This window comes from Blautia sp. MSJ-36 (assembly GCF_018917985.1).
GTDB lineage: Bacteria > Bacillota > Clostridia > Lachnospirales > Lachnospiraceae > Blautia_A.
Genome location: NZ_JAHLPQ010000002.1, coordinates 183892 through 208955 on the forward strand (window position 1 = coordinate 183892; position 25064 = coordinate 208955).

Consider the following 25064-nt stretch of genomic DNA (forward strand, 5'->3'; position numbering starts at 1 on the left):
GTGGTATAATGGGGCGGGAGGTGATTTTTTGACCCACTTACTTGTAGTTGACGATGAAGTTTCTATCTTGGAATTGATTAAGAACAGTTTGGGGAAAGATGGATATTTGATAACAGTCTGTCAAAATGCGGATGATGTAGACATCAAAAAGCTGCATTTCTATGACCTCATTCTTTTGGATGTGATGATGCCTGGCACAGACGGGTTTGAGTTTTGCAAACAGATCAGGAATATGGTAGACTGCCCGATTCTCTTTCTGACCGCAAAGACATTAGAGGAAGATATATTGTTTGGATTGGGCATCGGTGCGGATGATTATATTACGAAACCTTTTCGTATTCAGGAGCTTCGCGCCCGTGTCGCGGCACATTTACGCAGAGAAAAAAGGGAGCATCACAGCACACTTTCATTTGAGCCTGATATAAGATTTGACCTTTCCGCAAAGGTACTGTATGTTTCAGAACAGCCGGTTCCCCTTACCAAAAGCGAGTATTCAATCTGTGAATACCTTGCGAAAAACCGGGGACAGGTTTTTACAAAAGAACAAATCTATGAAGCCGTTTTCGGGTTTGATGGAATAGGCGATAACTCTACGATCTCAACGCATATAAAAAATATTCGTGCGAAATTGGAGCATTTCAAAATAAGTCCGATCAGCACCGTATGGGGGATAGGATATAAATGGGAGTGAAAAAGAAACCTACATTGAAAATATTGTTTCGCCAGTTTGCTATCTCCCTCATTGTCATGCTGGTAGCGGCAATTATTGTCCCTTCTGGTTTGGAGGGACTTGCTGTAAATGCTGGATTAGCTACAAGAGCAAATCTAAGTGAATTGCAGGTAAAAGAGATCATTCCAACGCTGACGATTGCCCCGGATATTACAAAGATTGTGATTCCACAGGGATGCGGCTACTTAATTCTGGACAAGAACTTTAATGAGCTTTACAGCAATATGGACGATGATGAAAAAGAAATTGCCCTGCTGTACGCAAAGGGAGAATATATTGAATATGCTACGGGGAGGCAGTTTGCACTTGTTGTCCGGGAAAACGAATTTTGCGTTTTAAGGTATTATATTGGTTCTCAATTTACAGTGTCATGGCTACCGGAATATTTTCCATCTCCTGACACGCTTGCGTTTATCCTGATGGCTGTAAATTCGCTGCTGGTCATTATCATACTGACCGCCAGATTTGCTAAGAACCTGCGTACACAACTGACCCCGCTTTTTGAAGCAACTGCGGAGGTTTCAAAGCAAAACCTTGATTTTGAAGTAGGACACGCCAAAATCAAAGAGTTTGAAGATGTCCTTGCATCTTTTTCAGATATGAAAGATAATCTGAAAATTTCGTTAGAACGGCAATGGAAAACCGAACAGACACAGAAAGAGCAAATCGCCGCACTTGCCCATGATTTGAAAACGCCTCTGACGGTTATTCAAGGAAATGCTGATTTACTCACAGAAACAAATCTTGATGATGAGCAACGATTATACGCTGGTTACGTCGTGGAAAGCTCCGGCCAGATGCAGTCATATATTCAAACCCTGATTGATATATCACGGGCGGCGGTTGGTTATCAGCTCCATATTGAAAGTATAGACTTGCCAGCGTTCATGCAGCACTTGTTCGGTTATATGGAATCACTATGCCGGACAAAAGAAATCCGGCTGCAAATGAATACTGTTTCACTCCCTCAAATACTGAAATTTGATAGGGTGCTGATAGAACGTGCTATTATGAATGTTATCAGTAATGGGCTGGACTACTCCCCGCAAAGCGGAACGCTTTATGTGGATGTTCAGAGTAACAACGGTTTCGTGGAAATTTCAGTCACAGACGAGGGAACGGGGTTTTCTAAAGAGGCATTATGCCACGCACAGGAACGGTTCTATATGGGCGATCAAAGCCGCAATTCAAAGTTACACTTTGGTATGGGTCTATATATTACAAATTCGATTATGGAACAACATAATGGTCAGCTTATTTTAGAAAATTCAAAAGAAACCGGCGGCGCAAAGGTTACTATGAAACTTCCTTGCTGATTTTCCGATAGTGTAATGGACGTCTTTTATGTCCGTCCATTTTTCAAATCTTTATGGAATCTTCAAAAATTCCTCTTATCATGTATCTAAAGAAAAAAACCGCTGCTGGGCAGACCCATTTTCACGCTTAATTTATATTCACTGGTGGCGGTTTTGAGAAATCAAGGCCGCTGCTTTCTTTCTGTCATTCCCAGCAGTTAAAGGCATGGCGGCCCACGGGAGGACGCCGCCATGCTGTTTTACTATCATTATAATCTAATCCACTTCTACCGCTTAAAAAAAGCCTTGCCCCGCCACGGGAATATTCCGGCTATGAGTATGAACTATACCATGTAAGAAAACAACAAAACGCTTCAAATCGTCGCCCGGTAGGTTTACGACCTGCCGGGCGATTTTTGTCGATTTTCGCGGATTGTCATTTCCGGCAAAAAATCAGATGGAAAAGGAGGCGGTCAGCAGACCAGGGCCAGCATAGGCCCCTGACAACGGACAGGATCATCCTGCTCACTCCCCACGGAAAGGGGGTGAGAAGATGAAAGTTACCCCTGATGATTACGGGAGGCGCTGCCAGTTTGACCATTTTTGCAAGCTGGTACTGTACCATGAAGCCGTTGACTACTTCCGGGAAAGGAAGCGTCAGCGTGACTGGGAAACATCCTTTGAAACGCTGCCGCTTTCGGAACTGGACACGCTATGCACGATAGATCAGTACCCCAGCGACAGTTTTATATTTCCGGCCTATGGCTGTGAGCTTCAGATCAGCGACGGGCTGGTGGCCGCTGCCTTTGCCAGCTTGCCCCAGCCGGGACAAAGCATCTTGATACTGCATTGTGTCCTGGAACTGACGGACGGCGAGATCGGCGCGGTGGTGGGAATGTCCCGCAGCGCCGTCCAGCGGCACAGGACTAAGACGCTGGAAACCATGAGAACAAGACTGACGGGAGGTATTGCAGAATGAAGCAGGCCAGATATAAGGAGCCTTTGCCCCTTGCAGTGATCGAGGCGGCCATGTGGCCGCCTGTGTCCGGCGTCTTTTCTTATGCTTCGTGCTGCCAGTATCTTTTCCGCTGGCGCTCGGCCTCCTTACGGCGTCGCATCCGTTTGGCGCAGGCCGCGCAGTATTTGGCCCGGTTAGACTTCGGCTGGAACGTGGCCCCACACTCGCAGCAGCGTTTCACTTCATCCCGGTCTTTGATGATTTCGGCGTACAGGGCAGCGTCCAATGGGAGGACGGCTGCCTGAAACCACCGGCACAGCAGCGAATAGGAAATGCTTTGTACGCAAACACATTCCTCGCCATCGTCCAGTAACAGGCAATTGCCGTTACAGTAATTACAGCACTCATGCGTCAGACACCGGGCCTTGTCCTTAAAGTGCTTGCGGGTCTTGAAATTGATGGTATGCCCTAAATACTCTCGTTTTTTTAAAATGTTCACGATGGTAGATGATCCCCATCCATATAATGTCATTAACTTAAGAAAATTTATAAAATAAAACAGAAAAAGGTCTTGACAAATGTCAGAAAAAATGTGGCGAAGCCTCCTTGAATGAATACATTTTAGGAGGAATTGCTAATGAACTTTTACGCTGATTATGTCCGCAACAAACTCAACGCTGCCATTTCCAGCATGTCCAGTCAGATAGAAGATTACGTCAAAAATCCTGGGCATGATTTTACCAGAAATCGAAAGATGAACTTTACCTCGACAATAAACTTTCTACTTACTATGGAAGGTGGTTCACTTAACTCAGAATTACACAAATATTTTAATTATGATCTGAATCAAATAACCCGTTCTGGTTTCATAAAACAAAGGAACAAATTGAAACCAGATACTATGGAATATTTATTTCATAAATTTCATGAGCAGATATTATGTAACAAAAAATACCAAGGCTACCAGTTACTTGCCTGTGATGGTTCTGACTTGAATATATTTCGTGATCCACTAAATCCACACACGTATTTTGCTGGTAAAGAAGGAACTTTTGGTTTTAATCAACTGCATCTTAATGCCTTGTATGACCTCCAAAGCAGGCGATATGTCGATGCTCTGATTCAGGAGCCTTATGAAGAAAATGAATCCTTTGTAATGATTATACATTAAATTTTCCTGCTTCAATATCCCGTGTCAGGCCAATACGGTTTGTCTTAAAGTGGAAAAACGGTCTCTCCGGAAGAGCAATAATATCAACAGGCTGCATGTACGCCTCAAGACTTTCCTTTACCTTTTCCCTGATATCATCTACCGTATAACCTTTATTCAAGACCACAAACAGGTACGGAACAAAACATCTGTGATGCTCCGGATCCGGAACGATCACAAAAAATTCATCATCTATACCCTCTACCTCCGCATCTGCAAGAAGATTCTCCATAGGCAGTGTCGCCAGAGAACCTCCGCCGTATCTTGGTGCTTCACCTCTGGTTAATGCATAAATTGTTCCATCCTCTGTCATATAACCAATATCCCCTGTATGAAGCCAGCGGCTGCCATCTGAATGTATTTTGATTGTCCTTGCCGTCGCTGCCGGATCATCATACCCTACCATTGTTCCCGGTCCGCATTGGCAGATTTCACCCATCGTATTGTACGTCAATTCTTCATCTGTTCCCGGCTTAAAAATAGAAATGGTTGTAAGCGGCATCGGTATCCCCACATTGCCGTCTTTGATTGGATGTGCTGTTAAAGGCAGTGACATATTCGATCCCGCTTCACTGCATCCGTAGCCAGTCGTAAAACGTGCCTTACATTGATGATCCTCCAGGAATTTCTGTGCACGCTTCAGCTGATTATTGTTATAAGCCTCGCAGCCTGCACCTGCTGAAAATAAATGAGACATATCATAATCATCCGGGACACGGCCATTTCTCATCACAGTTTCAATAAACATCGGAATCAGCGGCCAGCAATTCGGACGATAATGCATCATTTCCAGATCTACATCTTCTGCCGCCACAAAAGGACTAAGTATCAGCAATTTATCTGATGCCAACGGCATCAGCAGCATCGCAACAACTACCGCAACCAAAGAAGGGGTCAGCTGTGTAACCATCCATGTCGGTCGGAATTCCGAAGATGCACCATAAAAATTCATCTGATGCATATTGCCGATCATCGTATGGGCAGAATGAATGACCTGCTTTGACGGACCCGTGGAGCCGCTTGTATAAGCCCTGAATAACGGTCTGTCAATATCTTTCGGTGCCTCCACTTTCCCTGTAAACTGATCTCCGATTGCCATAAAAGCCTCCCAAGACATCGTGTACGGACCGTATGCCGGATAATCTGTATAAAGAGATTCCAGATAATTCCAACAATAGTCCGGTAGCCCCGTTCTCATGGCGCTGCGGATCGGGCTTAACAAAACAGCACCTCTGATGCCGGCTTCCTTTCTGTAACGATTAAGTTCTTCATGAGAAAGGAAGTCGTGGGCGATGATCATCTTTGCACCTGATTTCTTAACAGCCTCTATATTCTCTTCAAGCGTATTGTCTCTGCACAAAACAGAGGCTCCTATTTTCTCCGCAGCAAGCAGCAGGTAAATAAATTCCGGAACTGCCCGCAAAAATATCGGTATCTGATCTCCCTCGCCAAATCCAATGGCACGCAGCGATCTGGCAGCAAGATCCACCTGCTCTTTCAATTCTCTCCATCTGATGTCTCTGCCATAATAATGGATGGCCACAACATCATCTCCCGGACACCTTTCCATTAAATACTCATAAACTGTCTGTGCAGGAATTGTAAGTCCCTGAATCAGCTGCGGCGGATAGTACTTCATCCATGGTTTATCAATACTCGGTTTTCCTGTCACTTGTTGATTCATAACATTTTCCCTCATCTTTCTATAAGATGAGGTCAGTTTAACATGAAAACAAATGAATGGGATTGAATCATCATGACAAAATACATTAAAAACTGAATGAAATTCCTGACTGAATTTCTGTACTTTGAATCATATGGTCGAAAAAATGCTTAATCTCTGTAGATTCTGACAGACATTTTCCATCACTGCTTTCCCATACTTCATCAAAAAAACGGCCAAAAATCTCCGTCATATCCAGATGATTAAATAAAGCCAGATTATTTTCCCTGTTTTCTGTATTGAGCCTAAGATAAGAAATACTGTCTGAAATGAAAATACATTGTGTCATTTCATATTGATAATCCTTCACAAATTTGCCTATAGCCAATTTTACTTCCAGGTTCAAATGTTTCAGACATGTATGCTGCAGGCATTTTAAATATGTCTGAATCTGACTCAATGAAAGCTTCAGTCTGCATCCAAAGAAACTGATGGTCCTGCCTACCACAAGATCCGACAGCGCATCTTCATAGATAATTACCCGGATATGACTTTCCTCCAATGTCTTCCGGGTTAATGCATGCAGGTATCTCAATTGTGTCACATCCATCTCCAGGTTCATTTCTTTTGTCGCATGCACTAACAATTCTTCAAATAATTCATCCGGCAAAAAGCACTCCGTCATATGCCCTATATACCATCGCTTATTCATAGAAAGCATGGAATATTGATATCCCTGTTCCTCTACCAAGCTTCTGATTGTTGACGGGCGATAAAGCAAAGCATCCCTTGTGCACAATTCACTCAGTTTTTCAAACATCCACCGGCAATTATCTTCTTCTGTGCTGATATTGACAGCCATGCAGCGCTTATCATCTGCCAGCATGCCGCTGATCATAAAATCATCCTGTACTGAAAAAATCATTCTGCCTGCCGCCTGACTGTTTTTGTACAGTCTAAAATCGATTCTGGACATATCTGATATCATATTCATTAAAAATACAGTATCTCCGATGACATTCATTTTGTCTGGTTCAATCTGAATAATAAGCGAAAAGTGAACATCCGGATAGGCCCGGTAGACTTCCCGCCTCATATTGCCTTGTACAATCTGCATCCGGTACTCATGCCTTAATGCCAGCAGATCCATTTCCGCTGTAATATTTAACCGTTTCACACGCCTGAGAACCGGATGATGCATTTTTGCAATATACTGTGCCGGACTTAACGACATAAAAAAGCTCATCTTCGGTGCAATGAGTGTACCATATGTTTTCTGCAATTCCAGAACATAATTATACTCCGCTTCCAAATGATCATAGATCACCGTTTTGAGTTCTTCGCAGTCTGATATCTGATAGTCCGCACACAAATTCTCCAATCCGCTCTGCGTACTTTGTCTGACAATTTCCTGGCTGATGCCTCTGAGTACTTTCCGTTTTGTCTTTTCAGCCGGAATCATCCGACCGGTAATCCATTTGCTGATATAGCTTGCATCATATCGAAGTGCTGCTGCCAAAGATGCATTCTTCACTTCTCCTGTATTAATCAGCTGCTCAAGTAAAATACTAAATCGATTCTTTTCTGTTGTTTCCATATATGAACCCCTTTTGCATATTTATCATTTGCAGGATATTTTTATCATATCACAAATGTCTTCCCTATCCAGCAGCTTCAACAAATATTTTTATGCATCTAACTCAGATTTTAATTTCAAAATTATCGAATTAATATGGCAAATGCTGATAATATCTGATAGAATACTTAAATGTACGTTAAGATTAATTTAATTTTCGGATGTCTCATGCTCCTTATTATGATGGCCGGCAGTGCAGCACTTTCCTATCTTTTGATCACTGGCGGAATTACATTACCGATTTAATAACTTTTCATATGAACCATACACAACAAGATGAAACACGATTTGCGAGTTTCTCAAGTTATCGCGGCAGTCGCCAAGGTCTCGTGCAAGCACGGACTTTGGCTCGTTGCTCGCGTAAATAAAAGGGGGATATCGTATACTTCTGTACAATATCCCCTGCTTTTTATTCACTCTGACCTTTTCTTATCCCCTACAAAAATTCATGAATAATGCTAAGCTTCTCTAAAACTGTTCTACAAATTCAGGCTCTGTACCCAGGCTTTGACATCAGCCTCAGATACCTTGCCGTTGAGCATCCGCCCATTTTCAACCTTTGCCCCGGGTACAAGTTTCTTCACACCCTCGTCTGTCTTGCCAAGACCACTGCCACCGTAATCTCACTAAGAATCTTTTTCTCAAAATATGGTCTGATCTTCAAGTCAATGATGTAACGCTTTGTATACATGGTGTGTTCACGAAGTCTGACATCCATATCCTTATAGTAGATTTCCAGAAAGTTCCCGAATTCGATATCTACACCCTGGCTCTGTTGCTGAAGAAAGTCTCGCTCCCACTCTTTTGCCTCGCCTTTGGTCCGGAATCCACGTTTTTGTTTTCTCTTTTGGTTACCTTGCCAGTCTTTATAATAGACCTGTACTTTCCAGTTCTTTCCTTCTTTGTAAACACCCATTGTTAATCCTCAACCTTCATTCCGTAAATCTTTTCTGCCAAAAATTTGGTAGAGATTTTTCCAGCTACTACAATATAGCCTTTTGCTTTCAACTCCTTGTTGTACTCTCGCATCAAATTGTAGGCATACGCTTTAGAAACACCAAGAATTGCACACACATCATCCACATCCATATACATTTTTTCCTGCACTATACTCATATCGCTTTATCCTCCTTCAAATATTGCTCAACATGTTCCAGACCATAGATCTTGTCCTCTACATAGCGGGTTGGCACCCGTCCGAGAATAACATAATAGTTCTTGCTTTCCAGATCGGCATTCATTCTTTCCACCACCCGGTAAGCAAACGAAACTGATAATCCAAAGAGTTCTGCAATGTCTTCTACTGATAAATACATTTTTCTCTTACGCATGAAACCATTCCTTTCCCTCTTCCTGTGGAATCTCACAAGTATCTTCTACTCCGTAGAAACGCTTCACAAAATACTTTGTCGGAACTTTTCCTCTAAGCGTCAAATATCCCTGTTCTTCCAGCTCCTTATTCAGATTGCCAATGATCTCATAAGCCGATGTCTGTTTTACCTCCAGAAGTTCACATATATCGGCTGCCTTTAAAAATAATTTGTTCTGCATAATCAGTACCTCCTGTATTTTGAATATTTATCTCTTCATATACTCTGTACTGGCAGATGTAAAATCGGACATCATTTTCCGAAATTTAGCAAACTATTTTAATTTTACAGTTTCCATATGTGTTATCGCTGAACCATGGAGTTAATATCATTGAAAAAGGGTATAAAAAAACAGTCTGTCCTGACGGAAAATATTTCCATCAAAACAAACTGTTCTTCATATTCACACTAATTATATTTTCTGAGCATAGCTACTTTTTGCGAAAATCTCAAATAACTCCGGAAAGAAAACAAAGAAAAAAAAGATTTTTTAACTCCATTTGCACTCCACCGGAACATCCAGACAGCCCGCAAAACCTTTATTTATGGGCTTTTTCGCAATTTAGTCCGCTGTTAATCAGCAAACAGCATTAGCGTCTTTTTTGTAAAGTTCGTTATCCTGTTCCTTCTCAACAGACGGATGATTTGTTGGTATATTTTCGTATTCAATTTTTCCTACCTACTATGTCTGATTCAGCCCTTCTCTCTCCCACTTTCCGACTAACTCCACCCTCCTTTTTCGCTCCATTTCTTGCCTCTGAGTGCCCTTTTTAGCCCCTTTAAGATCTGCCGGAAATCCGTTGAAATCCTGTTGAAACCCGCATATTTGCTGGGATTCTGAGTAGTTCTGGGGGTATCTCCGGGTAACTCTGGGATAGCTCCGGGGTGACTCCCAGACCGCCTCATGACCGCCTCATCTCGCTGCACACAAACAGTCTTCTCAATCTGAGATAACCGGGGTTCAGGCAACAAAAAAAGAGCCCTGAATCTACTATGTAAATTCAGGACTCCAAAATTTCTCAGAGTACTTATTTTTGCTAATTACACGCTAATGGTTGGTGCTGATTAACATAGTATAATTCGTCTTTGTGAGTCCCATTATACCAGCAATACATTTCACCTGCAAGTAAAAAGAATCCTTCCTACACTCTTTCTGGGAGATAAAACGCCTGTGTCACTACCTTGTTATCCTCAAAATGTAATTCCACATAATAATCCCGTATAAAATAAGACACATATGAATCCTGCACCGGATAAATGTCTAATGTCTTAAAGTCAACGATACACAGAGGAATTGCTTCTTTTTTCTCTGTCTCACCTTTCCAATAACTAAGAGAATCTGCAATTTTATCAAGACAGTTCTGGCAAAGATATTTTCTCAGAAATGTTTCTTCTATTTTGTGATCTTCCGGCAATTCAACTTCAATCTCAGACATGCCACGTGAAGGTGTCGCATCCAGCGAATATATTATTTCATCTGTAGTACCATGAGCCATATTTGTTCCAGTATCTGATGCAACTTCTTTTCCCTCTTCATTATAAGATCTCAACCTGTAATCTATAACATACCAGTCATTAAGAGAAATCAAACCGATCGTATCAAACTTCCTGTAATAATCCATCAAGCTCTCATTACTGTTTCCACAAAGATAACATTCCGACACGTCAGAAAGAGTAGATCGCAAACCCTCAAAAGTAACTTCCACCTGTTCTTCCCCCACCTGTCCTACTGAATCCGGCAATACTCTTTCTTCATGTTGCAACACGGCAGCTGTAATCAAAGAACCTGCTATCACCCCTAAAATCACATTTGTACAGAGTTTTATATACTTTTTTTCTGCTTTTCTCATATCATACTTCCCCTTATGCAAAATAAAATGTACTTAAAATAAGTCCATTTAGAACATTCTATCATCTTTTCTACATAAAATAAATTCATTCATGGACTTAAACTGTACTTATTCTAAGATGGAGGGTGTGACTATGGAGAAAAACAAGCATCTGGGACTTCGGATAGATTCTGAAACGCATAGCAAACTAACCAGTCTGGCAGACTACGAAGGACGTTCCATCAATGGAGAGGTTCTTTATCTGATCCGTCAGGCTATCCGGGAACATGAAAAAATTCATGGAGAAATCAGAACCGGAGAAATTACAGACAAGCAAATATAACATTAGAAAATCCGCATCCATTATTCCGATCTTGGAACTGTTGGCTGCGGATTTCATTATATTATGATTGTATTACAGTGACATGCCGTCATCTACAGTCGGGTGCTTACCACCTGTCTCAATTCCTCCACCATTCGCATCAACGACACCAGAGATATCCGGCAAACGGCGTCTTGTCCTCATACCATCTGCCATCACACGCTTTCTTCTTCTTTCACGAGCCTCAAGAAAAATACTATAGATGGATTGTGTCTCTACAATTTCACCTTTTTCGTTACGTTTTGTTACACGCTTGCCGAGACGCTTCAAAAATTCAATGAAAAATGGATCACATTCAAGATATTTCTCCATGATTGCTTCAAATTTGAGGTCTGCTTCTGCACGTTCCTCTTCCGTCTTCTGATTGAGTTTTGCAATCTGGATATCTTTTTCAATCAACTGTAACTCCGTCTGTTTCTCTCTGAGCATATCTTCCGCAGACTTCAACTGATTATCAGCCTCCTGCTTTTTTCTTTCCAATTCGTCATACTCAAAACGGAGAATTTCTGTTTCATCCTGAATGCTTTTATATTCCGCATTTTTTTCTTCAATGCTCACAACAATCTCATTGTACTTTGTAACTGCCTGCTGATATCTGTTTTCCATTTGTTTTGTTTTTTCTACAGTGTTCATATTAAAAACCTCTTTCTATTTTTTAATTTGGTAACGAAGGCATATCCTCTTCATGCCCTTTTCCGGAAGAATAAAATTCCTCAGCCTGATCCTGATATGTTTCCTTCTCTTTTAAAAATAATTGTTTCTGTCGATTCAAGGATTCCTTATACAGGTCTACATAAGATTTCTCCCTGATCTGTCCATCTTTCAGGCGATACTTTTTTACACCAAGGCTTTTCAGAAATGTAAGGAAATAGCCCGGTGCTACAACCATCTTTGCCAAAAGCTGGTCAAACTGCTTCACCCTGTTATCCCACACAATATGGTCATCCAGTGTTTTCTGATATACATGCAGAGAAGATTTTGTCTGGTTAAGCTGATACTCTTTCCGCTGCATTTCTTTATCCAGCTTTACCAACTGCGTACTGAGCTGCGTATTTTCCTGCTTTAAGGAACTGTTCTTGCTAATCAGTGCTTGTTGTTCCTTAATAAGCCTTCCTGTCTCTGACTGCATGACACGGGAATCCAGCGACAATCCCTGATTTTCCAGCTCAAGTGTATCGTTTTCAGACTGTAATACAGCTGCACGCTCTACTTCTCTCTGTGCGTCTTGCTCCGCCACTCGCAATTGCTGTACGATTGCTTTTCGTTTTGTAAGATTATGTTCTACATCTGTGCGTGGTGCAGCTTCTACCTCGATGCCGTGTGAACGGACAATTTCAATCCATTTCTCCCTTGCCATAGAATCAAAGGTCATCTTCCGGTTGTTGTATCTCTTCGGGATCGCAGCAAACGGCTTATTATCTTCATCTAAAAGCAAGTTACCATGGTTATCATGGACATAGGTCTCTGGAAGTTCTACACCAGCCATTTCAAGGGCTTTCTCCTGTCCGAGTCTTCTGTTTCCGTTTTCATCCACATAAGACCATACCCGGCGGATATGCGCCTGTGGCACTTCCTCTGAAAAGTGCTCTGCATAATCTAAGATAGTGAACGGTTTTCCGTGTGTTTCATTCCACTCCTTCTGCCAGTCAAGCCATTCTACGAAACATTCATGGAAAGTATCCATATCTGGGTGTCCGAAACTGTCCCCGATCTGAACATAACACTCTTCCGGGGCGTTCCTTTTACAATACATCCACTCTTCCATAGTCCGAACTTTCTCGGGGTGATATTGTGCCATATATTTTGCATTGGTAGCTTCCAGCTGATGCCCGAAAGTTTCGGTGTAATATTGAAGCTCCGCTTCCCTGAAACTGATATGATCTTTATCAAAATAACCATACTCTTTTCCATCAATGATGTTCCAATATAACTCGTCTTTCAACTTTTTCTTCTTGATATTTAAAGCCTTTGTTACATCAAAATCCCGGTCGTTGTGTTTCGGATCAAAGGTCTTCCCATCCGCATGTGCCCTGCCTGAATGCATTGTGACTTTTTTGCTCATGGCGTTTTCTCCTTTCTTCGCAAATTTATCTCGTTCACGGAACACCAAATATCTATCCCCTAATATTTGTTCTTTCCGTTTCTAGATAACACCGTATCTAATAGCGGAACGCTATTAGCGGTGCTCTTACCAGAGGGGTTACCTTCGGTACGAGTCTTGCAGACGGCTCGCTGCCTGTATATCTGCTAAAATTTTGTATACATCCTTATACTTTAATTTTAGTAGATATCTGTAATTTTGCAAATTTGCCAAATTCAGGCAGCCCTAAAAACCCCATCTACAGCCGTTCTCACGCAAGGAGAAATTTAATAAAAATTTAATAATTCATACGGTCTTTCAAATACAGTTCCAATGCTTCTTCAACAATCTTCGTTTTGGTATGCCCTGTATTACCATACTTGTAATATCTGTCCAGCCTGTCCGAGATATCCTTTTTAATATACAAGTTCATATGCTTGCCATCTTTCTCTGGTCTTCCAACCTTGTTTTTCATAAAGCCTTTTCCTTATTTCTCTCGATAATTGTATGATCCGTAATGTTGGGTGTGTATTACGGAAAATAAAACGAGGATTCCTCCATCTAGTTTTCTTTCATAATAACTTTTTTCTGATTCTCTCCATAAGGGTCTTCGACTGCCTTAGCTTCATACTTGACCAAAAATTCCAGTGCAGAGCAAAACTCATGTACTTCATCCCTTGGATATCCCCATACCTCAAAGACAAACCATTTAAAAACTTCTAAATCAATATCTTCATAAGGAATGAACCACCATGTAAATTTATGTAAGACAGAACGGGGTTCTTTGTAATTACCATGCCTTGAGAGCCAGCCAACTACATTGTAAATTCCATCACATTCCTCATAAATTCTAAAAAGAATGGTTTCATCAATACTTGCTACATAGCAAACTCCATAGTCACTGTCTCCATACATCATGCTTTCCTTTTTCAGTGCTTCAAGTTCGTCTTTTTTCATCTTTTCTTTAATACATCTCATTATATTTATTCCTTTCTACCAGAACCCATTTTCCAGCATTCCGGTTCATCATAAAATATTTCTACAAGTTGAGCTTCGTACCACTCGTACTTCTTCCAGTCAAACTCATCCTTACTGCATCCAAAATGTTTCTCTGCAAATCCCCAGTCCCACTCTTCCAACACCTTTTCTGAGATTCTGTATACCCGGAACAGCCGCAGACATACATGTCCATCCTGCCCCCATCTGTCCATAACATAATTTTCAGAAATCCATTCCGGATATACATAGCCCTCGTCAGCGATAAAGACCTTTGAAATATCAAATGCACCTTTTCTCATCTATTCCCTCTTTCCATTTCTACCATATTCAATCCATACTCTCTTCGTGGCTTGCGAATACTCAACTGTGGGTGTTCAGCAACACAAGAAGCGTAGGAGCTATTTGCAGAATAATCCTTATATAAGAAAACATCAGATTCTGTATCAACATTACAAAAGATCAGCTCATCCTCTACTACCCAATGCAACCGAAACTGTTCATATCCAGCTTTGTCTGTATATGCTCTTACAATGCGTTCCAGTGCCATGATCCATTTATCTCTTTCACTTACAAAAAGGCTTCCCCAATCTTCCAAGAGACCATATGCAGTACAGCAAAATACTCCCTTGTGCATTTCAAATTTCCACATATTGAAGGTTTTTAAAAACGATGGTGCATATTCAAATTTTACATGCGTTGTTTCTCCATCATTCTGCATCTTCCAGAGTGCTACACATGGATTTTCTGCTCCTTCCAGTTCCAGAAGGATTTCATTCAGCATTTCTACATAAAATCCTAAATGCTGTTCTGCATTCTCCATTGAAAGAGGTGTACGTTCACAGATCCGTTTTTTTGCTTCATCCCAGTAATTGCGAAGTGTTTCATTATTCATATTTTTCATCTTTTTGTCTCCTTATTAAATTGGTACATAAACTTCAACAGTACGATCAACCGGATTATAGCTACCATGACGCATATGACAATCAGGAAATTCTTCCTTATATCTGCCGTAAAACATCCGTTCGAGATTATAACCGACCGCATATTTCTGATCCTCAAGTTTATTCCAGCAAGCAGTACAGTAATCATGTTCCATTTTGCGAATCAACACAGGTTTCAGCTTAGTGCGAGAAATATCAATGTTTTCTACATGTCCGCATTTGAACCGGATCTGCACAAAATTACTGTTCATATAACTATTCATATTATTGTTCTGCATTTTTTGCCTCCTATTTATACTAAAAATCCACTACGTGTAATTCTGCCATCCCAAGCAACGACATACCCGATCGCATTTATTTTTTTCGCGAATCTTCTTACATTCATTTCTAACCGTCTTTCAAGAGAGAACATTGTATCCCTGTATTCTGTTGATTCATCAGATACCGACAGTCTCTTCATAACAAAACTTAATCCTTCTCTACAATACAACCACCGCCACTCTGTTACAGGAAGCAATCCCAGAAAATAAGCGTTCCACTTTTCAGATGTCATCGCATCATTCCTAATCTTGTCTAATGTCTCGCATGGATTGTCTGCTTCACATATCATCTCAAGAATCTGCCGGTAAAGTTCAATGTGATACTTTTTAAAATTCTCTTCATTCAACTGAATGTCTTCAGTAAAGATATTTTTCATTGCATCTTTTTTCTTAACATAGTCATCAAAAATATTCATATTCGATTTCCTCTTCTTTCTAAGTTATTTTCGCTCCACATTGATTTGCTTTGCGATTTCTATGGCTTAATTGTATCGGAAAAAGCCGGGCTGTAACCGGACGGATAAAATTCGTTTTCCGGACATTTTTATTCTGCTAAAAACGTTGATTTTTCAAGGTTTTTTCGATAAACTAAGAAAAGGTACGGGACGATTATTGTTCCTTATCTGAACATTTTAGAAATTTCAAGGAGAAAAAAATGGGAAAAGATGTCGAATTTTGGAGTACGGACGATATGTATAAGTATTCATTGAAAGCCTATCCGTCACTAATTACAGATAAAGATAACCCGATATTTCGTAATACAGAAGAACAGAGAATCAAAAAACAAATAAATCGCGTTCTCGAAAATCTTGGATTTGAATTTATTAAAATAACTGATGACTCTCAAGAAGAACAAGCACAGTCTGACACAACAACTAAACGATATCACGTACCATCTGACTACGCTCGTTATATTATAAAAGTCAATATGTATGATTATTTTATGAGATACAACCCGAACAAGATCAATAAACAGCAGCAGATTGAAGAAAAACACCAAATGAAAGTTTTGAGTGATATAGCGACAAGGTCTCTTGAAGAAGATAGGAAACTTACAAATGATACGGGAGTTAGCCATATTATGAGCACTCTATATGAGGAAATCGAAAACAATCCCAATTATGATCCTGAGGGGAAACTACGGAAAGCACTAGACGAGTCCCCATGGACTAAACAAAATTTGCATCAATTATCTAATAACGAAAGTATAAATAAGAAAGCTTTTGAGTTTCACATTCCATCTGTACCACTTAATGAATTGACTACTGAAATGGTAGATAAAATAGTAGATCGAGCAATGCTTCGAGCTATCTTTAATAAGTTTTTTGATTTTGATGAAAAAGCCTACCGACATGCTATATATGAGAGTGCCGCACATATAAAAGAAAAAGATGAGGACGGGGTAACACCAATCGAAGGATACTCAGGACTCACTAAACAAATAGAAAACCCTCTTGGAATATTCATAACTCCCAAAAAAGGCAAAATTTAAATCAATAAATAGTGGTAATCTTTGCGAATGAGAATTTAAGTGGTATCGTAAAAATTCTATTCATAATCTTTGCCACTATTTTTTATGTGAATATGTTTGGTTGTAATAAAGCAAATTGTTACGGATATTGTACCGATCTTCTTTTTTCATATAATAAGAAGAAAACATTCTACAGAAAATTCTCGCTCACTTTTCACTTTAAAATCTGAGAACTAACAAATATATACACATATATAAATGAAAAAGTTTAGTTTTAAAAACGAGAATATGAGATTATACATGATAAAATCAGTCGAAACCCTTATATTCTGTATGAATCAAACATCTCACTTTTATTTTTCAAATCTCAAAAATGTGAGCTTCCCCCCATATACTGTATTTCTTCTCCGAATTACTCCCCACGCATAACCCTGTATAATTTGATTTTTATTTCTATTATAAAAAGATTCTTTTCCTACCATGCCAAAAGTGCCATATATTTTATTTCACATATCTGCGAGTCTACAACAGCTAAAACAGATTCTAATGGTGAAATTGTTTGGAATAATCTTGACCAAGGTGAATATCAGATTACAGAAGTCAAGACTGAAAACGGAAAAACTGTTCTGAAAGAGCCAATCAAAGTGACACTTCCAATCACAATGACTGATGCTGAAGTTAAGACATATAAGGCTGACACTTCAAAAGGTAAAAAAGATACGGACTATTCTGGTAAGTGGTATTTCTATGAGGCAACTTATGAAGTGACCAATGATTATACTTTCATATTGCCACAGACAGGTGGTATGGGAATCTGGAAATATGGATTCATTGGTGTTGGTATTATGGGACTTCTGACAGGTGGACTGTTTGCTTACGATTCTTTGAATAGAAAACGTAGACGTAGAAGAGCATAAAACCTAAATGAAGCGGAGGATATGAGAAGTATCTTCCGCTTTTTCTATAAAGAAAGTAAGGGGGTAGGAATGGAAATGAGTATAAGTGATATGATGAAGCAACACACGATAGTGGATATAAGTGATGATTTGCATGTAGTTGATGGAAAAATTATCTATTATGAGACAGATACAATTGATTTTGAGAGTGAAGAGCAAGTTGCGAATTTTTTTAGAATGGTTAACGATTTATTCGTAAATGATTTTTATACTGAAGAATATGGTCATGGAAATACGATGCTTGTAATTTCAGGAAGTAAAGATTATGTGAGAAAATATGTAAATATTGATGATATGGTACACGTTCCAGATGAACTGTTGACTAGAGTGGGAAAGGCAATAGATGAATATAAGAGTAGGACAAGCAATACCATATAAAAAATAACCATGCTTGTAGGGAATAATAAAGGGGGTACATAATAATTATGAAATTAAGTCGAGAAGAAATAAAAGTCAGAGCAAGAAGAATGGCTTCCATTATGGAACCTAGTGCGGAAGAATTGGAAACACTGAAAAAAATCAAATTGTTGCAAGAACTTTCAAATCAGTTAATGGAAATGGGATATTTTTGCATGACAAACGGTAGAGAGATAATATCTATTATTGACCGTTTTAGTGTTGACACTTCTAAACTGTCTATTCCAAATAATGATTATGAAAAATTTAGAGTATCTGTTCTTGCTGGTGATTATGATATGGTATATGCTGGCGAATTGGTACAGACAGAAGAAATGAAGAACTCCATTGATGATGCTGTGAAATCCGGCAAAGCACATATTATGTATTAAGAGATAATTACTATATATTACAAAATATATGTAGTAACTTGTATATGTAAATAAATATAAAATCAGAAATGAGGTTGAATGATATGAGTATAAGTGATATGTTGAAGCAACACACAATAGTGGATATAGATGATTACGTGCATGTATTAGATGGAAAAGTTATTTGTTATAAACCAGATGTAATTGATTTTGAAAATGAAGAACATGTTGCTTCTTTTCTTAGCTTTGTAGACCGTTTATTCAATTGTGATGAGCCATTTTTGCAAGAACGAAGAGGAAAAGGTAATACAAGAGCTGTATTAGAAGGGACAAAGGATAATATTGTAAAGACATTAGGATTGGCTTATATCTCAGATTTTCCATCGGAAATAATGGAAAAAGTGCAGCAGTTAATTACTGAATAGAAAAATAAGGAGTTGAAGACGATGAGTATTAGTGATATGATGAGCAAACATACAATTGTAGATGTCAATGAACATATACATGTTGTCGATGGAAAAGTGATTTACTACGAGCCTGATACGATTGATTTTGAAGACGAAAATCAAGTGAGCGACTTTTTTGATATAGTGTCAGAAATTTTTGTTAATGAATTATTGCCTGAACGATATGGAAAAGGAAATACCTATGCTGTAATTACAGGCATGAAATCAGATAGGACAAAGAGTATATCTACACAGGGTATGCATCATTTTCCACTGGAATTAAAAGAGAAAGTGCAGCAGGCTGTCGTGGAATATGAAAATCAATTGAAAAATGAGCATATTCATGATATGATGAAGCAACATGTAATCGTAGATGTCAATGAACATATACATGTTATCGATGGAAAAGTGCTTTATTATGAACCGGACACTATTGATTTCGAAGATGAGGAACAGGTCGAAAATTTTTTCGGAATGGTCGAAGATTTATTTGTACATGAGTTATATCCTGAACGATATGGACATGGAAATACAATGCTTGTCATAACAGGAGATAAAGATTGTGTAGATAAATATCTAAGTATGAATGGTATGCATCATTTTCCACCAGAATTAAAGAAGAAAGTGAAGGTTGCTATTGATGAATATAGAAATGGGGCAGGCAATAACGTATAAAAATGAACGTAGAGGAATTGGATATGGTGTTATTATTCATAGTACTGAAAATAGTATATCATTTGTAGAAATAGACCGTATTACAGAATTTACTAAATGTTATGACGAATTGGGAGCAAGATATCCAGAAGATAAAGATAATGTTCGCTTAAAAGATTGCCCGCCACCATTCAAGCAACTATCCAGAGGTGTAGACGGTGGTGTGTATGCTTTAGCTGACATAAATAATCCTATTGTATTTACAAAAGAGCAGTGTATAAAATACCATGTAACTGTATTGGACAAAGGAGAAAAGATATCTGATAGAGATATGAATGAAATTTTTAATCATCCTTGGGATGAACAGAAGCAGAAGCAAATAGAACTCCGCAGAAGTCAGGCTGTGGATAAATTTGGTGGTATTGTAAATGATACACCAGATGATAGTTACAGCTATAAATTTTGACAGTAGCTTGCAAATTAGTATAGATATATTGTAATATCCATGCTATAATATTTATACAGACATTGGACAACATGTGGAAGTTGTAAAAATATTTGCGTCGAAATATAGTATGCGTGGGCTGTAACTGTCATTGAAGTTACATGTAATATTTTCGGTGTCTGTATATACGCGCTATATAAGGCTAGTACGGCAGCAGTGCTGTATTGGTCTTTTTTTATACAAATATAGAAGGCTGAGGGATGATACATGGGGATGTCGAGAACTAAATACGGTCAGGTTGTTAATTTGGAACAATATTTACATGATGGACGTCTGACAGAACCATCTGACGGAAAACGTTATGCCTGGAGGGATATGATAGAACAGGTCAAATCTTTAGGCAGACCATTGAGTAATGGAGAGATAAAACGATTTGAGGTAAAATAAGTTAAATAAAAAACACTCTTGCCTGAGGGTAAGAGTGTTTTTTATTTAGCCAATTATGTGAATTAATTTCTCATCAGTTGCAATATGTGTCTGAATAACATTCTGCAAATTCTTTTGCATAGCAGGAAATATATTTCTTGGTTTCTTTATAACGGCGAGATTCGGATTCTACAAGGAAATCTAATGGGTCAATACAAGCGTAGTGTGTAGTAGACAAAGTTGCCTGATATGGTAAACGTCTATTCGACTGGTAATCTACAAAAGTAATGTTGTCTTCTGAGATATTGTATGTATCCCTGATATAGTCCAATAATTTAACCGGGTTTGGTTCCCAGTATGTATGTTCTGGATTATAATTGTATTTGTCTTGCAGATATGACACAACAGGTGCAAGTGCTCCGTTATATGACCAGAGATAAATCTCGTTTGGATTTTTCTTATCTAAGAATTGGCGTAATTCTGGTAAAAAATGATAAGGTGAATTGTTGAAGCTATTCATATTATTATAGTCAGACAATGACAATAATGCATCGATATTAAATACAATGATTGTATTTTCTACTAAGAGTGGCGTGACAATTTCTTTATTTAACATATACATCCTTCTTTCATTCTTTCTTTCATTTCTGTGTATTGGATATCAATTTGTCCCCTATACTTTAAAGATATCAGATTTTTCTTAGAATGGAAGTGTTATTCGAATAAATATATTTATGAGGCAGAAAGAGAGAAGTGCTAAAAATACGAAACAAAGTTGAGGCTTCTTATAAAACAATCCCCTCTCATGAAGAGAGGGGATTATTGTGTTAAGGGTTATGGATTACGGCTGAGCGTCGTAATATACCCAATTATCGTTCAGTAGAACTGCATTGAAAACATGTCCATCAGCTGCACTTACTGCATAACCAAGATAATCATAAATTTTACCTGTATTTGCATTTACATAGCCAACACGCACATTCAGGTCTTTTGCAAAATCACCGAAAAGTTCGGATGCTGTAGTACATTCGATTTTCTTTGTTTTATATGCATAGACCGCAGATGAAGCGTCTGTCTTGCTATAAGTGAAGGTTGATTTGATATAATCTTTAGCAGCGTCCAGTTTCTGAACAGTGCTCATGTTGCTGTTCCAAATCTGGCTTTCAACATCTTTACGCCAAGCGACATAGCCCATGTATTCGGACCAGTTGGAAGTAACGTTTACGTTCCAGCGTTTCAAGGTGCGTCCATTGTATTTGGCAAGTACAGCTACAGAACCCTGTTTATGAGCTTCAATTGTGATTCTTGACCACAAGCCATCAGAAACTTTTTGTCCAATAATACCAAAGATATCATCATTCTGGTATTCAAATGTTATTTTGGATACATCGATATTTTCTGTATAGTCTTCATTCCATACAGAAAGAATCTTGGAATCTCCACCAGCAAGATTTACTGTTTCAACAACATTACTTGGATTTGGAGTAGGTGTTGGAGTTGCAGTTGCTTCTGGAATCTTTACAGTTACACTGCAGGTTGCAGTCAAGTCAGGATTGTTCGGCTGCTTAGTATCAGTTGCTTTGCAAGTAATAGTTGCATATCCGTTTCCAACAGCGGTAACTTTACCGTTCTGGTCAACTGTTGCAACACTGGTATCATCGCTGCTCCAAGACAGTGCATTGTGCTTGGTATTAGCAGGTGTGATTGTTGTTGAAATCTGCTGAGTGGCACCTTTAGCTGTCAACTGAATAGAGCTGTTATTAATGGTAACAGACTGGATATAGTCAACAGTTACAGTACAAGTAGCTTTGATGCTTGGGTTGTTTGCAACATATGCAGTGAGAGTTGCTGTACCAGGATAACCAGCGGAAATTTTGCCATTGTTTACATAAGCGACATTATCATCAGAAGTGTCCCATTCAACCCAGTCAGTTGTGTTGGACGGAGTAAGTGTTGCCTCGATAGGAGTTGAATCACGCCAACCAGACAGTTCAGCACTTGTTTTGCTGATTTTAATTCCAGTTGCAGGAATCTTGGTGTGGTCAATATGGAAATTTACGCTCATAGGTGCGGAATCCTTTTTACCGGAACCGTCAGTAGCTTCAGCTGTGATAGTTACGGTTCCTTCGGAGATACCGGTAACTTTACCGTTCTGGTCAACAGTTGCAACCTTTGGATTGGAACTTGTCCATTTCAGTGTTTTGTTAGTTGCATTTGCTGGAAGAACCTTAGATGTGAACTGATAGGTTCCACCTTTTGACTCGATTGCTGTAGTGACGCTATCAATGTTAACGGACTGAACCAGGACCTTTGTTGGCTTGCTGTTCTTCTTCGGAACAGTTACAGAAACACCTTTGGTGTTATATTTACCCCATTTTTTGCTTGATTTATTGTAAGCACGAACGGTGTAAACATATTTCTTACCACTTACAAGCGGAGCTTTCTTGCTGCTTGTGTGTGTATAGCTAGTGCCTGACACATTTGCAACGGCTTTCCATTTCTTAGCACCGGACTGCTTGTAATAAACTCTGTACATAGTCGCATTGGATGCTTTGCTCCAGCTGATGCTGACTTTATTGTAAGCAGTACCTTTAACTTTTCCCATTTTTACTGTACTTGGTACAGCTGGAATGGTAACGGTCTTACCCTTGGTATTATATTTACCCCATTTCTTGCTTGACTTATTGTAAGCACGAACAGTGTAAACATACTTTTTACCACCTACCAGTGGAGTTTTCTTGTTACTCTTGTGAGTGTAGCTGGTCTTAGAACCGCTTACATTTGCAACGGTTTTCCATTTCTTGGCACCGGACTGCTTGTAATAGATGCGGTACGATGTAGCATTAGAAGCTTTCTTCCACTTGACAGTAACTGCATTGGTAGATGCAGTAACCTTAGTGATGCTTACTTTTGATGGCGCCTTTTTACTGGATGCCGCAAAAGCTGTGGTTGGCAGCATGGTTATAATCATCAATGCTGTCAAGAGAATTGTAATTACTGACTTTGCTTTACGTTTCATACCTGAAACCTCCTTTTTTAATTTTCAATGTGCTTGAGTTTTTCATTGATCTAATTATTTTATAACATAATTGGGGCTATCAAAACAATTTTTTATCTCAAAAAGATTCATTTATGAGGATTTTATTCAAGTATACTCAATATATTATACATAGTCAATATATTGAATGGTGATACTCTTAGGAAAAAGGAGTATTGCGTATATGATTTCATACAAACCATTTTATGAGACCTTGTTACGAAAAAATCTTACCGAGTATTGGCTCATTTTTAAACAAGGTATCTCTCCCAATACACTTCACCGTATGAAGCATCAAAAACCAATTACAACAACCACGTTAAATACTTTATGTGAAATTTTAGACTGTGAAGTGTCCGATATCCTTAAATACGTTCCATATGATGAAGAATGATGTTAGTTTATAGTATCTTGCTATATAGCTAACATTATTTTTTTTCTCTTTTTTCATCCCCTCTTTTGATTCTTCTGGTAAAGGCTGCATCCGCAGCACGGGTGAATTTTTGTGATCCGTACTTTTACGATCATACCTTATCCATCCACTACACTTGCAAAAAGGAGAATTACTATGACAAGAAAAGAACAAATGCAGGATATCGAAGAAAAATTAAAAGCTGGTGTTGCAGAATACTTTACCTCTGAAAAATATGCTACACTTCTGAAAATCATGAGCCGTTTTCACAACTACAGTGTAAACAACTGTATACTGATCGCAGCTCAGTTTCCAAAAGCCTCGTATGTCACTGGATATGCGAACTGGAAAAATTCTTTTAACCGGATTGTTAAAAAGGGGGAACGTGCAATCCGTATCATAGCCCCTTGTCCGTACAAAAAGGTAAATGAGGAAACCGGAGAGGAAGAAGAACGACTCTCATTCCGAACCACTTCCGTTTTCGACATTTCACAGACTATACAGATACCCGAAACAGAAGTAATTTCTTTCGGCTGCCCCGAACTTGTGGGAGATGTACCAGAATATGACCGACTGATTTCTGCCATTCTCTCTATTTCTCCGTGTCCTGTAACTTATGAAGACATAGAAAATACCACAAACGGATATTACGTCCCATCTGAAAGTCGAATTGCAATCCGCAACGGCATGAGCCAACTACAGACTATTAAAACACTGATCCATGAAATTGCTCACGCAATGCTACACAATCCGGAAGCTGCAAAAGAGCGTGAAATCAATCGTGAAACCAAAGAAATTGAAGCTGAAAGCACTGCATTTATTATTTCTACCTTTCTCGGACTGGACACTTCGGAATACAGTTTTGAGTATATCGCCGGGTGGGCTGGTAAAGATAATCTGAAAGCAGTCAGTACAGCTCTGAAAAATATCCAAACAACCGCTAACAAACTCTATGACAGCATTCTGAAAAGTCTGAAAGATGCAGCCTAAATGTTATTTTACTGCATTACGAGTGATTATATAAAAATTGAATCGCT

General features: G+C 39.1%; 33 protein-coding genes. 14 read left to right on the forward strand and 19 right to left on the reverse strand.

The genetic code is table 11. The features are described from left to right. Positions 1-28 precede the first annotated feature (28 nt). The 3 genes from KQI39_RS03020 (at position 29) to KQI39_RS03030 (ending at position 3004) form a co-directional block, all read left to right on the forward strand. On the forward strand, positions 29-691 hold the full coding sequence (locus KQI39_RS03020) for a response regulator transcription factor (protein ID WP_055056575.1): 663 nt from the start codon (positions 29-31) through the stop codon (positions 689-691). Further along, entirely contained in the window at positions 682-2046 is a 1365-nt protein-coding gene (locus KQI39_RS03025) for a sensor histidine kinase (RefSeq protein WP_216416324.1), read from the forward strand. The genes KQI39_RS03020 and KQI39_RS03025 overlap by 10 nt, the downstream gene beginning before the upstream one ends. A gap of 532 nt (positions 2047-2578) precedes the next feature. Beyond that, the gene (locus KQI39_RS03030; RefSeq protein ID WP_216416326.1) at positions 2579-3004 is read left to right on the forward strand and encodes an RNA polymerase sigma factor; all 426 of its coding nucleotides are present in this window, start codon (positions 2579-2581) and stop codon (positions 3002-3004) included. 79 nt (positions 3005-3083) lie between these two features. Here KQI39_RS03030 and KQI39_RS03035 read toward each other — a convergent pair whose 3' ends face one another. Beyond that, a complete protein-coding gene (locus tag KQI39_RS03035) occupies positions 3084-3398 on the reverse strand; it encodes a cysteine-rich VLP protein (protein WP_119245852.1) in 315 nt (104 codons plus the stop codon). A 222-nt stretch (positions 3399-3620) separates the two neighbouring features. Here KQI39_RS03035 and KQI39_RS03040 point away from each other — a divergent pair, with 222 nt between their 5' ends. Beyond that, the gene (locus KQI39_RS03040; protein WP_253293040.1) at positions 3621-4154 is read left to right on the forward strand and encodes a hypothetical protein; all 534 of its coding nucleotides are present in this window, start codon (positions 3621-3623) and stop codon (positions 4152-4154) included. Here the strand turns inward: KQI39_RS03040 and KQI39_RS03045 are convergent. The 8 genes from KQI39_RS03045 to KQI39_RS03075 form a co-directional block, all read right to left on the reverse strand. Further along, positions 4144-5877 carry a class I adenylate-forming enzyme family protein gene (locus KQI39_RS03045; RefSeq protein WP_216416327.1) on the reverse strand — a complete coding sequence of 578 codons (1734 nt, stop codon included), beginning with the start codon at positions 5875-5877 and terminating at the stop codon, positions 4144-4146. The two genes, KQI39_RS03040 and KQI39_RS03045, sit on opposite strands and share 11 nt — an antisense overlap. A gap of 85 nt (positions 5878-5962) precedes the next feature. After that, a complete protein-coding gene (locus KQI39_RS03050; RefSeq protein ID WP_216416329.1) occupies positions 5963-7453 on the reverse strand; it encodes a hypothetical protein in 1491 nt (496 codons plus the stop codon). 518 nt (positions 7454-7971) lie between these two features. Continuing rightward, positions 7972-8076: a hypothetical protein gene (locus KQI39_RS18000; protein ID WP_442860754.1), complete on the reverse strand. Its 105-nt coding sequence runs from the start codon at positions 8074-8076 to the stop codon at positions 7972-7974. Then, entirely contained in the window at positions 8073-8408 is a 336-nt protein-coding gene (locus tag KQI39_RS03055; RefSeq protein ID WP_216416331.1) for an Arm DNA-binding domain-containing protein, read from the reverse strand. The genes KQI39_RS18000 and KQI39_RS03055 overlap by 4 nt, the downstream gene beginning before the upstream one ends. Positions 8409-8410: 2 nt before the next feature. After that, complete coding sequence (locus KQI39_RS03060) at positions 8411-8608, reverse strand: helix-turn-helix domain-containing protein (RefSeq protein ID WP_009244013.1); 198 nt, start codon at positions 8606-8608, stop codon at positions 8411-8413. Further along, positions 8605-8823, reverse strand: a complete 219-nt coding sequence (locus tag KQI39_RS03065; protein WP_008705328.1) for a hypothetical protein — start codon at positions 8821-8823, stop codon at positions 8605-8607. The genes KQI39_RS03060 and KQI39_RS03065 overlap by 4 nt, the downstream gene beginning before the upstream one ends. Beyond that, positions 8816-9043 (reverse strand): hypothetical protein, encoded by a 228-nt coding sequence (locus KQI39_RS03070; RefSeq protein WP_008705329.1) that lies wholly within the window; start codon positions 9041-9043, stop codon positions 8816-8818. The genes KQI39_RS03065 and KQI39_RS03070 overlap by 8 nt, the downstream gene beginning before the upstream one ends. A gap of 961 nt (positions 9044-10004) precedes the next feature. After that, positions 10005-10712 (reverse strand): hypothetical protein, encoded by a 708-nt coding sequence (locus KQI39_RS03075; protein WP_216416334.1) that lies wholly within the window; start codon positions 10710-10712, stop codon positions 10005-10007. Positions 10713-10845: 133 nt separating this feature from the next. Here KQI39_RS03075 and KQI39_RS03080 point away from each other — a divergent pair, with 133 nt between their 5' ends. Continuing rightward, positions 10846-11034: a hypothetical protein gene (locus KQI39_RS03080; RefSeq protein WP_216416336.1), complete on the forward strand. Its 189-nt coding sequence runs from the start codon at positions 10846-10848 to the stop codon at positions 11032-11034. 72 nt (positions 11035-11106) lie between these two features. Here the strand turns inward: KQI39_RS03080 and KQI39_RS03085 are convergent, their stop codons facing one another. The 8 genes from KQI39_RS03085 to KQI39_RS03120 form a co-directional block, all read right to left on the reverse strand. Continuing rightward, entirely contained in the window at positions 11107-11706 is a 600-nt protein-coding gene (locus KQI39_RS03085) for a hypothetical protein (protein ID WP_216416339.1), read from the reverse strand. A gap of 22 nt (positions 11707-11728) precedes the next feature. Next, positions 11729-13135: a hypothetical protein gene (locus tag KQI39_RS03090; protein ID WP_216416341.1), complete on the reverse strand. Its 1407-nt coding sequence runs from the start codon at positions 13133-13135 to the stop codon at positions 11729-11731. 316 nt (positions 13136-13451) lie between these two features. Further along, complete coding sequence (locus tag KQI39_RS03095) at positions 13452-13628, reverse strand: hypothetical protein (protein ID WP_216416344.1); 177 nt, start codon at positions 13626-13628, stop codon at positions 13452-13454. A gap of 86 nt (positions 13629-13714) precedes the next feature. Further along, positions 13715-14131: a hypothetical protein gene (locus tag KQI39_RS03100; RefSeq protein WP_216416356.1), complete on the reverse strand. Its 417-nt coding sequence runs from the start codon at positions 14129-14131 to the stop codon at positions 13715-13717. A gap of 5 nt (positions 14132-14136) precedes the next feature. Next, the gene (locus tag KQI39_RS03105; RefSeq protein WP_216416359.1) at positions 14137-14451 is read right to left on the reverse strand and encodes a hypothetical protein; all 315 of its coding nucleotides are present in this window, start codon (positions 14449-14451) and stop codon (positions 14137-14139) included. Beyond that, positions 14448-15053 carry a hypothetical protein gene (locus KQI39_RS03110; protein ID WP_216416361.1) on the reverse strand — a complete coding sequence of 202 codons (606 nt, stop codon included), beginning with the start codon at positions 15051-15053 and terminating at the stop codon, positions 14448-14450. The genes KQI39_RS03105 and KQI39_RS03110 overlap by 4 nt, the downstream gene beginning before the upstream one ends. A gap of 15 nt (positions 15054-15068) precedes the next feature. Further along, the gene (locus KQI39_RS03115) at positions 15069-15371 is read right to left on the reverse strand and encodes a hypothetical protein (RefSeq protein WP_216416363.1); all 303 of its coding nucleotides are present in this window, start codon (positions 15369-15371) and stop codon (positions 15069-15071) included. A 14-nt stretch (positions 15372-15385) separates the two neighbouring features. Beyond that, entirely contained in the window at positions 15386-15829 is a 444-nt protein-coding gene (locus KQI39_RS03120; RefSeq protein WP_216416366.1) for a hypothetical protein, read from the reverse strand. Between the two features lie 239 nt (positions 15830-16068). Between KQI39_RS03120 and KQI39_RS03125 the strand changes: the two genes are divergently transcribed. The 7 genes from KQI39_RS03125 (at position 16069) to KQI39_RS03155 (ending at position 20173) form a co-directional block, all read left to right on the forward strand. Next, positions 16069-16905 carry a hypothetical protein gene (locus KQI39_RS03125; protein WP_216416370.1) on the forward strand — a complete coding sequence of 279 codons (837 nt, stop codon included), beginning with the start codon at positions 16069-16071 and terminating at the stop codon, positions 16903-16905. Between the two features lie 419 nt (positions 16906-17324). Further along, a complete protein-coding gene (locus KQI39_RS18005; RefSeq protein WP_216416372.1) occupies positions 17325-17801 on the forward strand; it encodes a prealbumin-like fold domain-containing protein in 477 nt (158 codons plus the stop codon). A gap of 69 nt (positions 17802-17870) precedes the next feature. Continuing rightward, positions 17871-18218, forward strand: coding sequence for a hypothetical protein (locus KQI39_RS03135; protein ID WP_216416374.1), 348 nt, complete (start codon positions 17871-17873; stop codon positions 18216-18218). Between the two features lie 47 nt (positions 18219-18265). After that, complete coding sequence (locus KQI39_RS03140; protein ID WP_216416377.1) at positions 18266-18628, forward strand: hypothetical protein; 363 nt, start codon at positions 18266-18268, stop codon at positions 18626-18628. An 83-nt stretch (positions 18629-18711) separates the two neighbouring features. Continuing rightward, positions 18712-19032, forward strand: a complete 321-nt coding sequence (locus tag KQI39_RS03145; protein ID WP_216416379.1) for a hypothetical protein — start codon at positions 18712-18714, stop codon at positions 19030-19032. A 21-nt stretch (positions 19033-19053) separates the two neighbouring features. Then, positions 19054-19728, forward strand: a complete 675-nt coding sequence (locus KQI39_RS03150) for a hypothetical protein (RefSeq protein ID WP_216416381.1) — start codon at positions 19054-19056, stop codon at positions 19726-19728. Beyond that, positions 19694-20173 (forward strand): hypothetical protein, encoded by a 480-nt coding sequence (locus KQI39_RS03155; protein WP_216416383.1) that lies wholly within the window; start codon positions 19694-19696, stop codon positions 20171-20173. Before KQI39_RS03150 ends, KQI39_RS03155 begins: the two co-directional genes overlap by 35 nt. Before the next feature lie 499 nt (positions 20174-20672). Here KQI39_RS03155 and KQI39_RS03160 read toward each other — a convergent pair whose 3' ends face one another. Further along, a complete protein-coding gene (locus KQI39_RS03160; RefSeq protein ID WP_216416386.1) occupies positions 20673-21194 on the reverse strand; it encodes a hypothetical protein in 522 nt (173 codons plus the stop codon). A gap of 225 nt (positions 21195-21419) precedes the next feature. Beyond that, complete coding sequence (locus KQI39_RS03165; RefSeq protein WP_216416388.1) at positions 21420-23597, reverse strand: Ig-like domain-containing protein; 2178 nt, start codon at positions 23595-23597, stop codon at positions 21420-21422. 202 nt (positions 23598-23799) lie between these two features. Here KQI39_RS03165 and KQI39_RS17835 point away from each other — a divergent pair, with 202 nt between their 5' ends. After that, positions 23800-24009, forward strand: coding sequence for a helix-turn-helix domain-containing protein (locus KQI39_RS17835; RefSeq protein WP_216416390.1), 210 nt, complete (start codon positions 23800-23802; stop codon positions 24007-24009). 174 nt (positions 24010-24183) lie between these two features. Then, positions 24184-25017 carry an ArdC family protein gene (locus tag KQI39_RS03175; protein WP_216416393.1) on the forward strand — a complete coding sequence of 278 codons (834 nt, stop codon included), beginning with the start codon at positions 24184-24186 and terminating at the stop codon, positions 25015-25017. Positions 25018-25064 lie beyond the last annotated feature (47 nt).

Bases quoted from the DNA above. Each gene is read 5' to 3' on its own strand.
- KQI39_RS03145 (WP_216416379.1), top strand. From the start codon at position 18,712: ATGAGTATAAGTGATATGTTGAAGCAACACACAATAGTGGATATAGAT.
- KQI39_RS03125 (WP_216416370.1), top strand. From the start codon at position 16,069: ATGGGAAAAGATGTCGAATTTTGGAGTACGGACGATATGTATAAGTAT.
- KQI39_RS03165 (WP_216416388.1), bottom strand. From the start codon at position 23,597: ATGAAACGTAAAGCAAAGTCAGTAATTACAATTCTCTTGACAGCATTG.
- KQI39_RS03025 (WP_216416324.1), top strand. From the start codon at position 682: ATGGGAGTGAAAAAGAAACCTACATTGAAAATATTGTTTCGCCAGTTT.
- KQI39_RS03140 (WP_216416377.1), top strand. From the start codon at position 18,266: ATGAAATTAAGTCGAGAAGAAATAAAAGTCAGAGCAAGAAGAATGGCT.
- KQI39_RS03085 (WP_216416339.1), bottom strand. From the start codon at position 11,706: ATGAACACTGTAGAAAAAACAAAACAAATGGAAAACAGATATCAGCAG.
- KQI39_RS03065 (WP_008705328.1), bottom strand. From the start codon at position 8,823: ATGCGTAAGAGAAAAATGTATTTATCAGTAGAAGACATTGCAGAACTC.
- KQI39_RS03175 (WP_216416393.1), top strand. From the start codon at position 24,184: ATGACAAGAAAAGAACAAATGCAGGATATCGAAGAAAAATTAAAAGCT.
- KQI39_RS03080 (WP_216416336.1), top strand. From the start codon at position 10,846: ATGGAGAAAAACAAGCATCTGGGACTTCGGATAGATTCTGAAACGCAT.
- KQI39_RS03095 (WP_216416344.1), bottom strand. From the start codon at position 13,628: ATGAAAAACAAGGTTGGAAGACCAGAGAAAGATGGCAAGCATATGAAC.
- KQI39_RS03160 (WP_216416386.1), bottom strand. From the start codon at position 21,194: ATGTTAAATAAAGAAATTGTCACGCCACTCTTAGTAGAAAATACAATC.
- KQI39_RS03040 (WP_253293040.1), top strand. From the start codon at position 3,621: ATGAACTTTTACGCTGATTATGTCCGCAACAAACTCAACGCTGCCATT.
- KQI39_RS03100 (WP_216416356.1), bottom strand. From the start codon at position 14,131: ATGAGATGTATTAAAGAAAAGATGAAAAAAGACGAACTTGAAGCACTG.
- KQI39_RS03075 (WP_216416334.1), bottom strand. From the start codon at position 10,712: ATGAGAAAAGCAGAAAAAAAGTATATAAAACTCTGTACAAATGTGATT.
- KQI39_RS03115 (WP_216416363.1), bottom strand. From the start codon at position 15,371: ATGCAGAACAATAATATGAATAGTTATATGAACAGTAATTTTGTGCAG.
- KQI39_RS03110 (WP_216416361.1), bottom strand. From the start codon at position 15,053: ATGAAAAATATGAATAATGAAACACTTCGCAATTACTGGGATGAAGCA.
- KQI39_RS03050 (WP_216416329.1), bottom strand. From the start codon at position 7,453: ATGGAAACAACAGAAAAGAATCGATTTAGTATTTTACTTGAGCAGCTG.
- KQI39_RS03120 (WP_216416366.1), bottom strand. From the start codon at position 15,829: ATGAATATTTTTGATGACTATGTTAAGAAAAAAGATGCAATGAAAAAT.
- KQI39_RS03155 (WP_216416383.1), top strand. From the start codon at position 19,694: ATGAATATAGAAATGGGGCAGGCAATAACGTATAAAAATGAACGTAGA.
- KQI39_RS03060 (WP_009244013.1), bottom strand. From the start codon at position 8,608: ATGAGTATAGTGCAGGAAAAAATGTATATGGATGTGGATGATGTGTGT.
- KQI39_RS03055 (WP_216416331.1), bottom strand. From the start codon at position 8,408: ATGGGTGTTTACAAAGAAGGAAAGAACTGGAAAGTACAGGTCTATTAT.
- KQI39_RS03150 (WP_216416381.1), top strand. From the start codon at position 19,054: ATGAGTATTAGTGATATGATGAGCAAACATACAATTGTAGATGTCAAT.
- KQI39_RS03045 (WP_216416327.1), bottom strand. From the start codon at position 5,877: ATGAATCAACAAGTGACAGGAAAACCGAGTATTGATAAACCATGGATG.
- KQI39_RS03090 (WP_216416341.1), bottom strand. From the start codon at position 13,135: ATGAGCAAAAAAGTCACAATGCATTCAGGCAGGGCACATGCGGATGGG.
- KQI39_RS17835 (WP_216416390.1), top strand. From the start codon at position 23,800: ATGATTTCATACAAACCATTTTATGAGACCTTGTTACGAAAAAATCTT.
- KQI39_RS03030 (WP_216416326.1), top strand. From the start codon at position 2,579: ATGAAAGTTACCCCTGATGATTACGGGAGGCGCTGCCAGTTTGACCAT.
- KQI39_RS03070 (WP_008705329.1), bottom strand. From the start codon at position 9,043: ATGCAGAACAAATTATTTTTAAAGGCAGCCGATATATGTGAACTTCTG.
- KQI39_RS03105 (WP_216416359.1), bottom strand. From the start codon at position 14,451: ATGAGAAAAGGTGCATTTGATATTTCAAAGGTCTTTATCGCTGACGAG.
- KQI39_RS03135 (WP_216416374.1), top strand. From the start codon at position 17,871: ATGGAAATGAGTATAAGTGATATGATGAAGCAACACACGATAGTGGAT.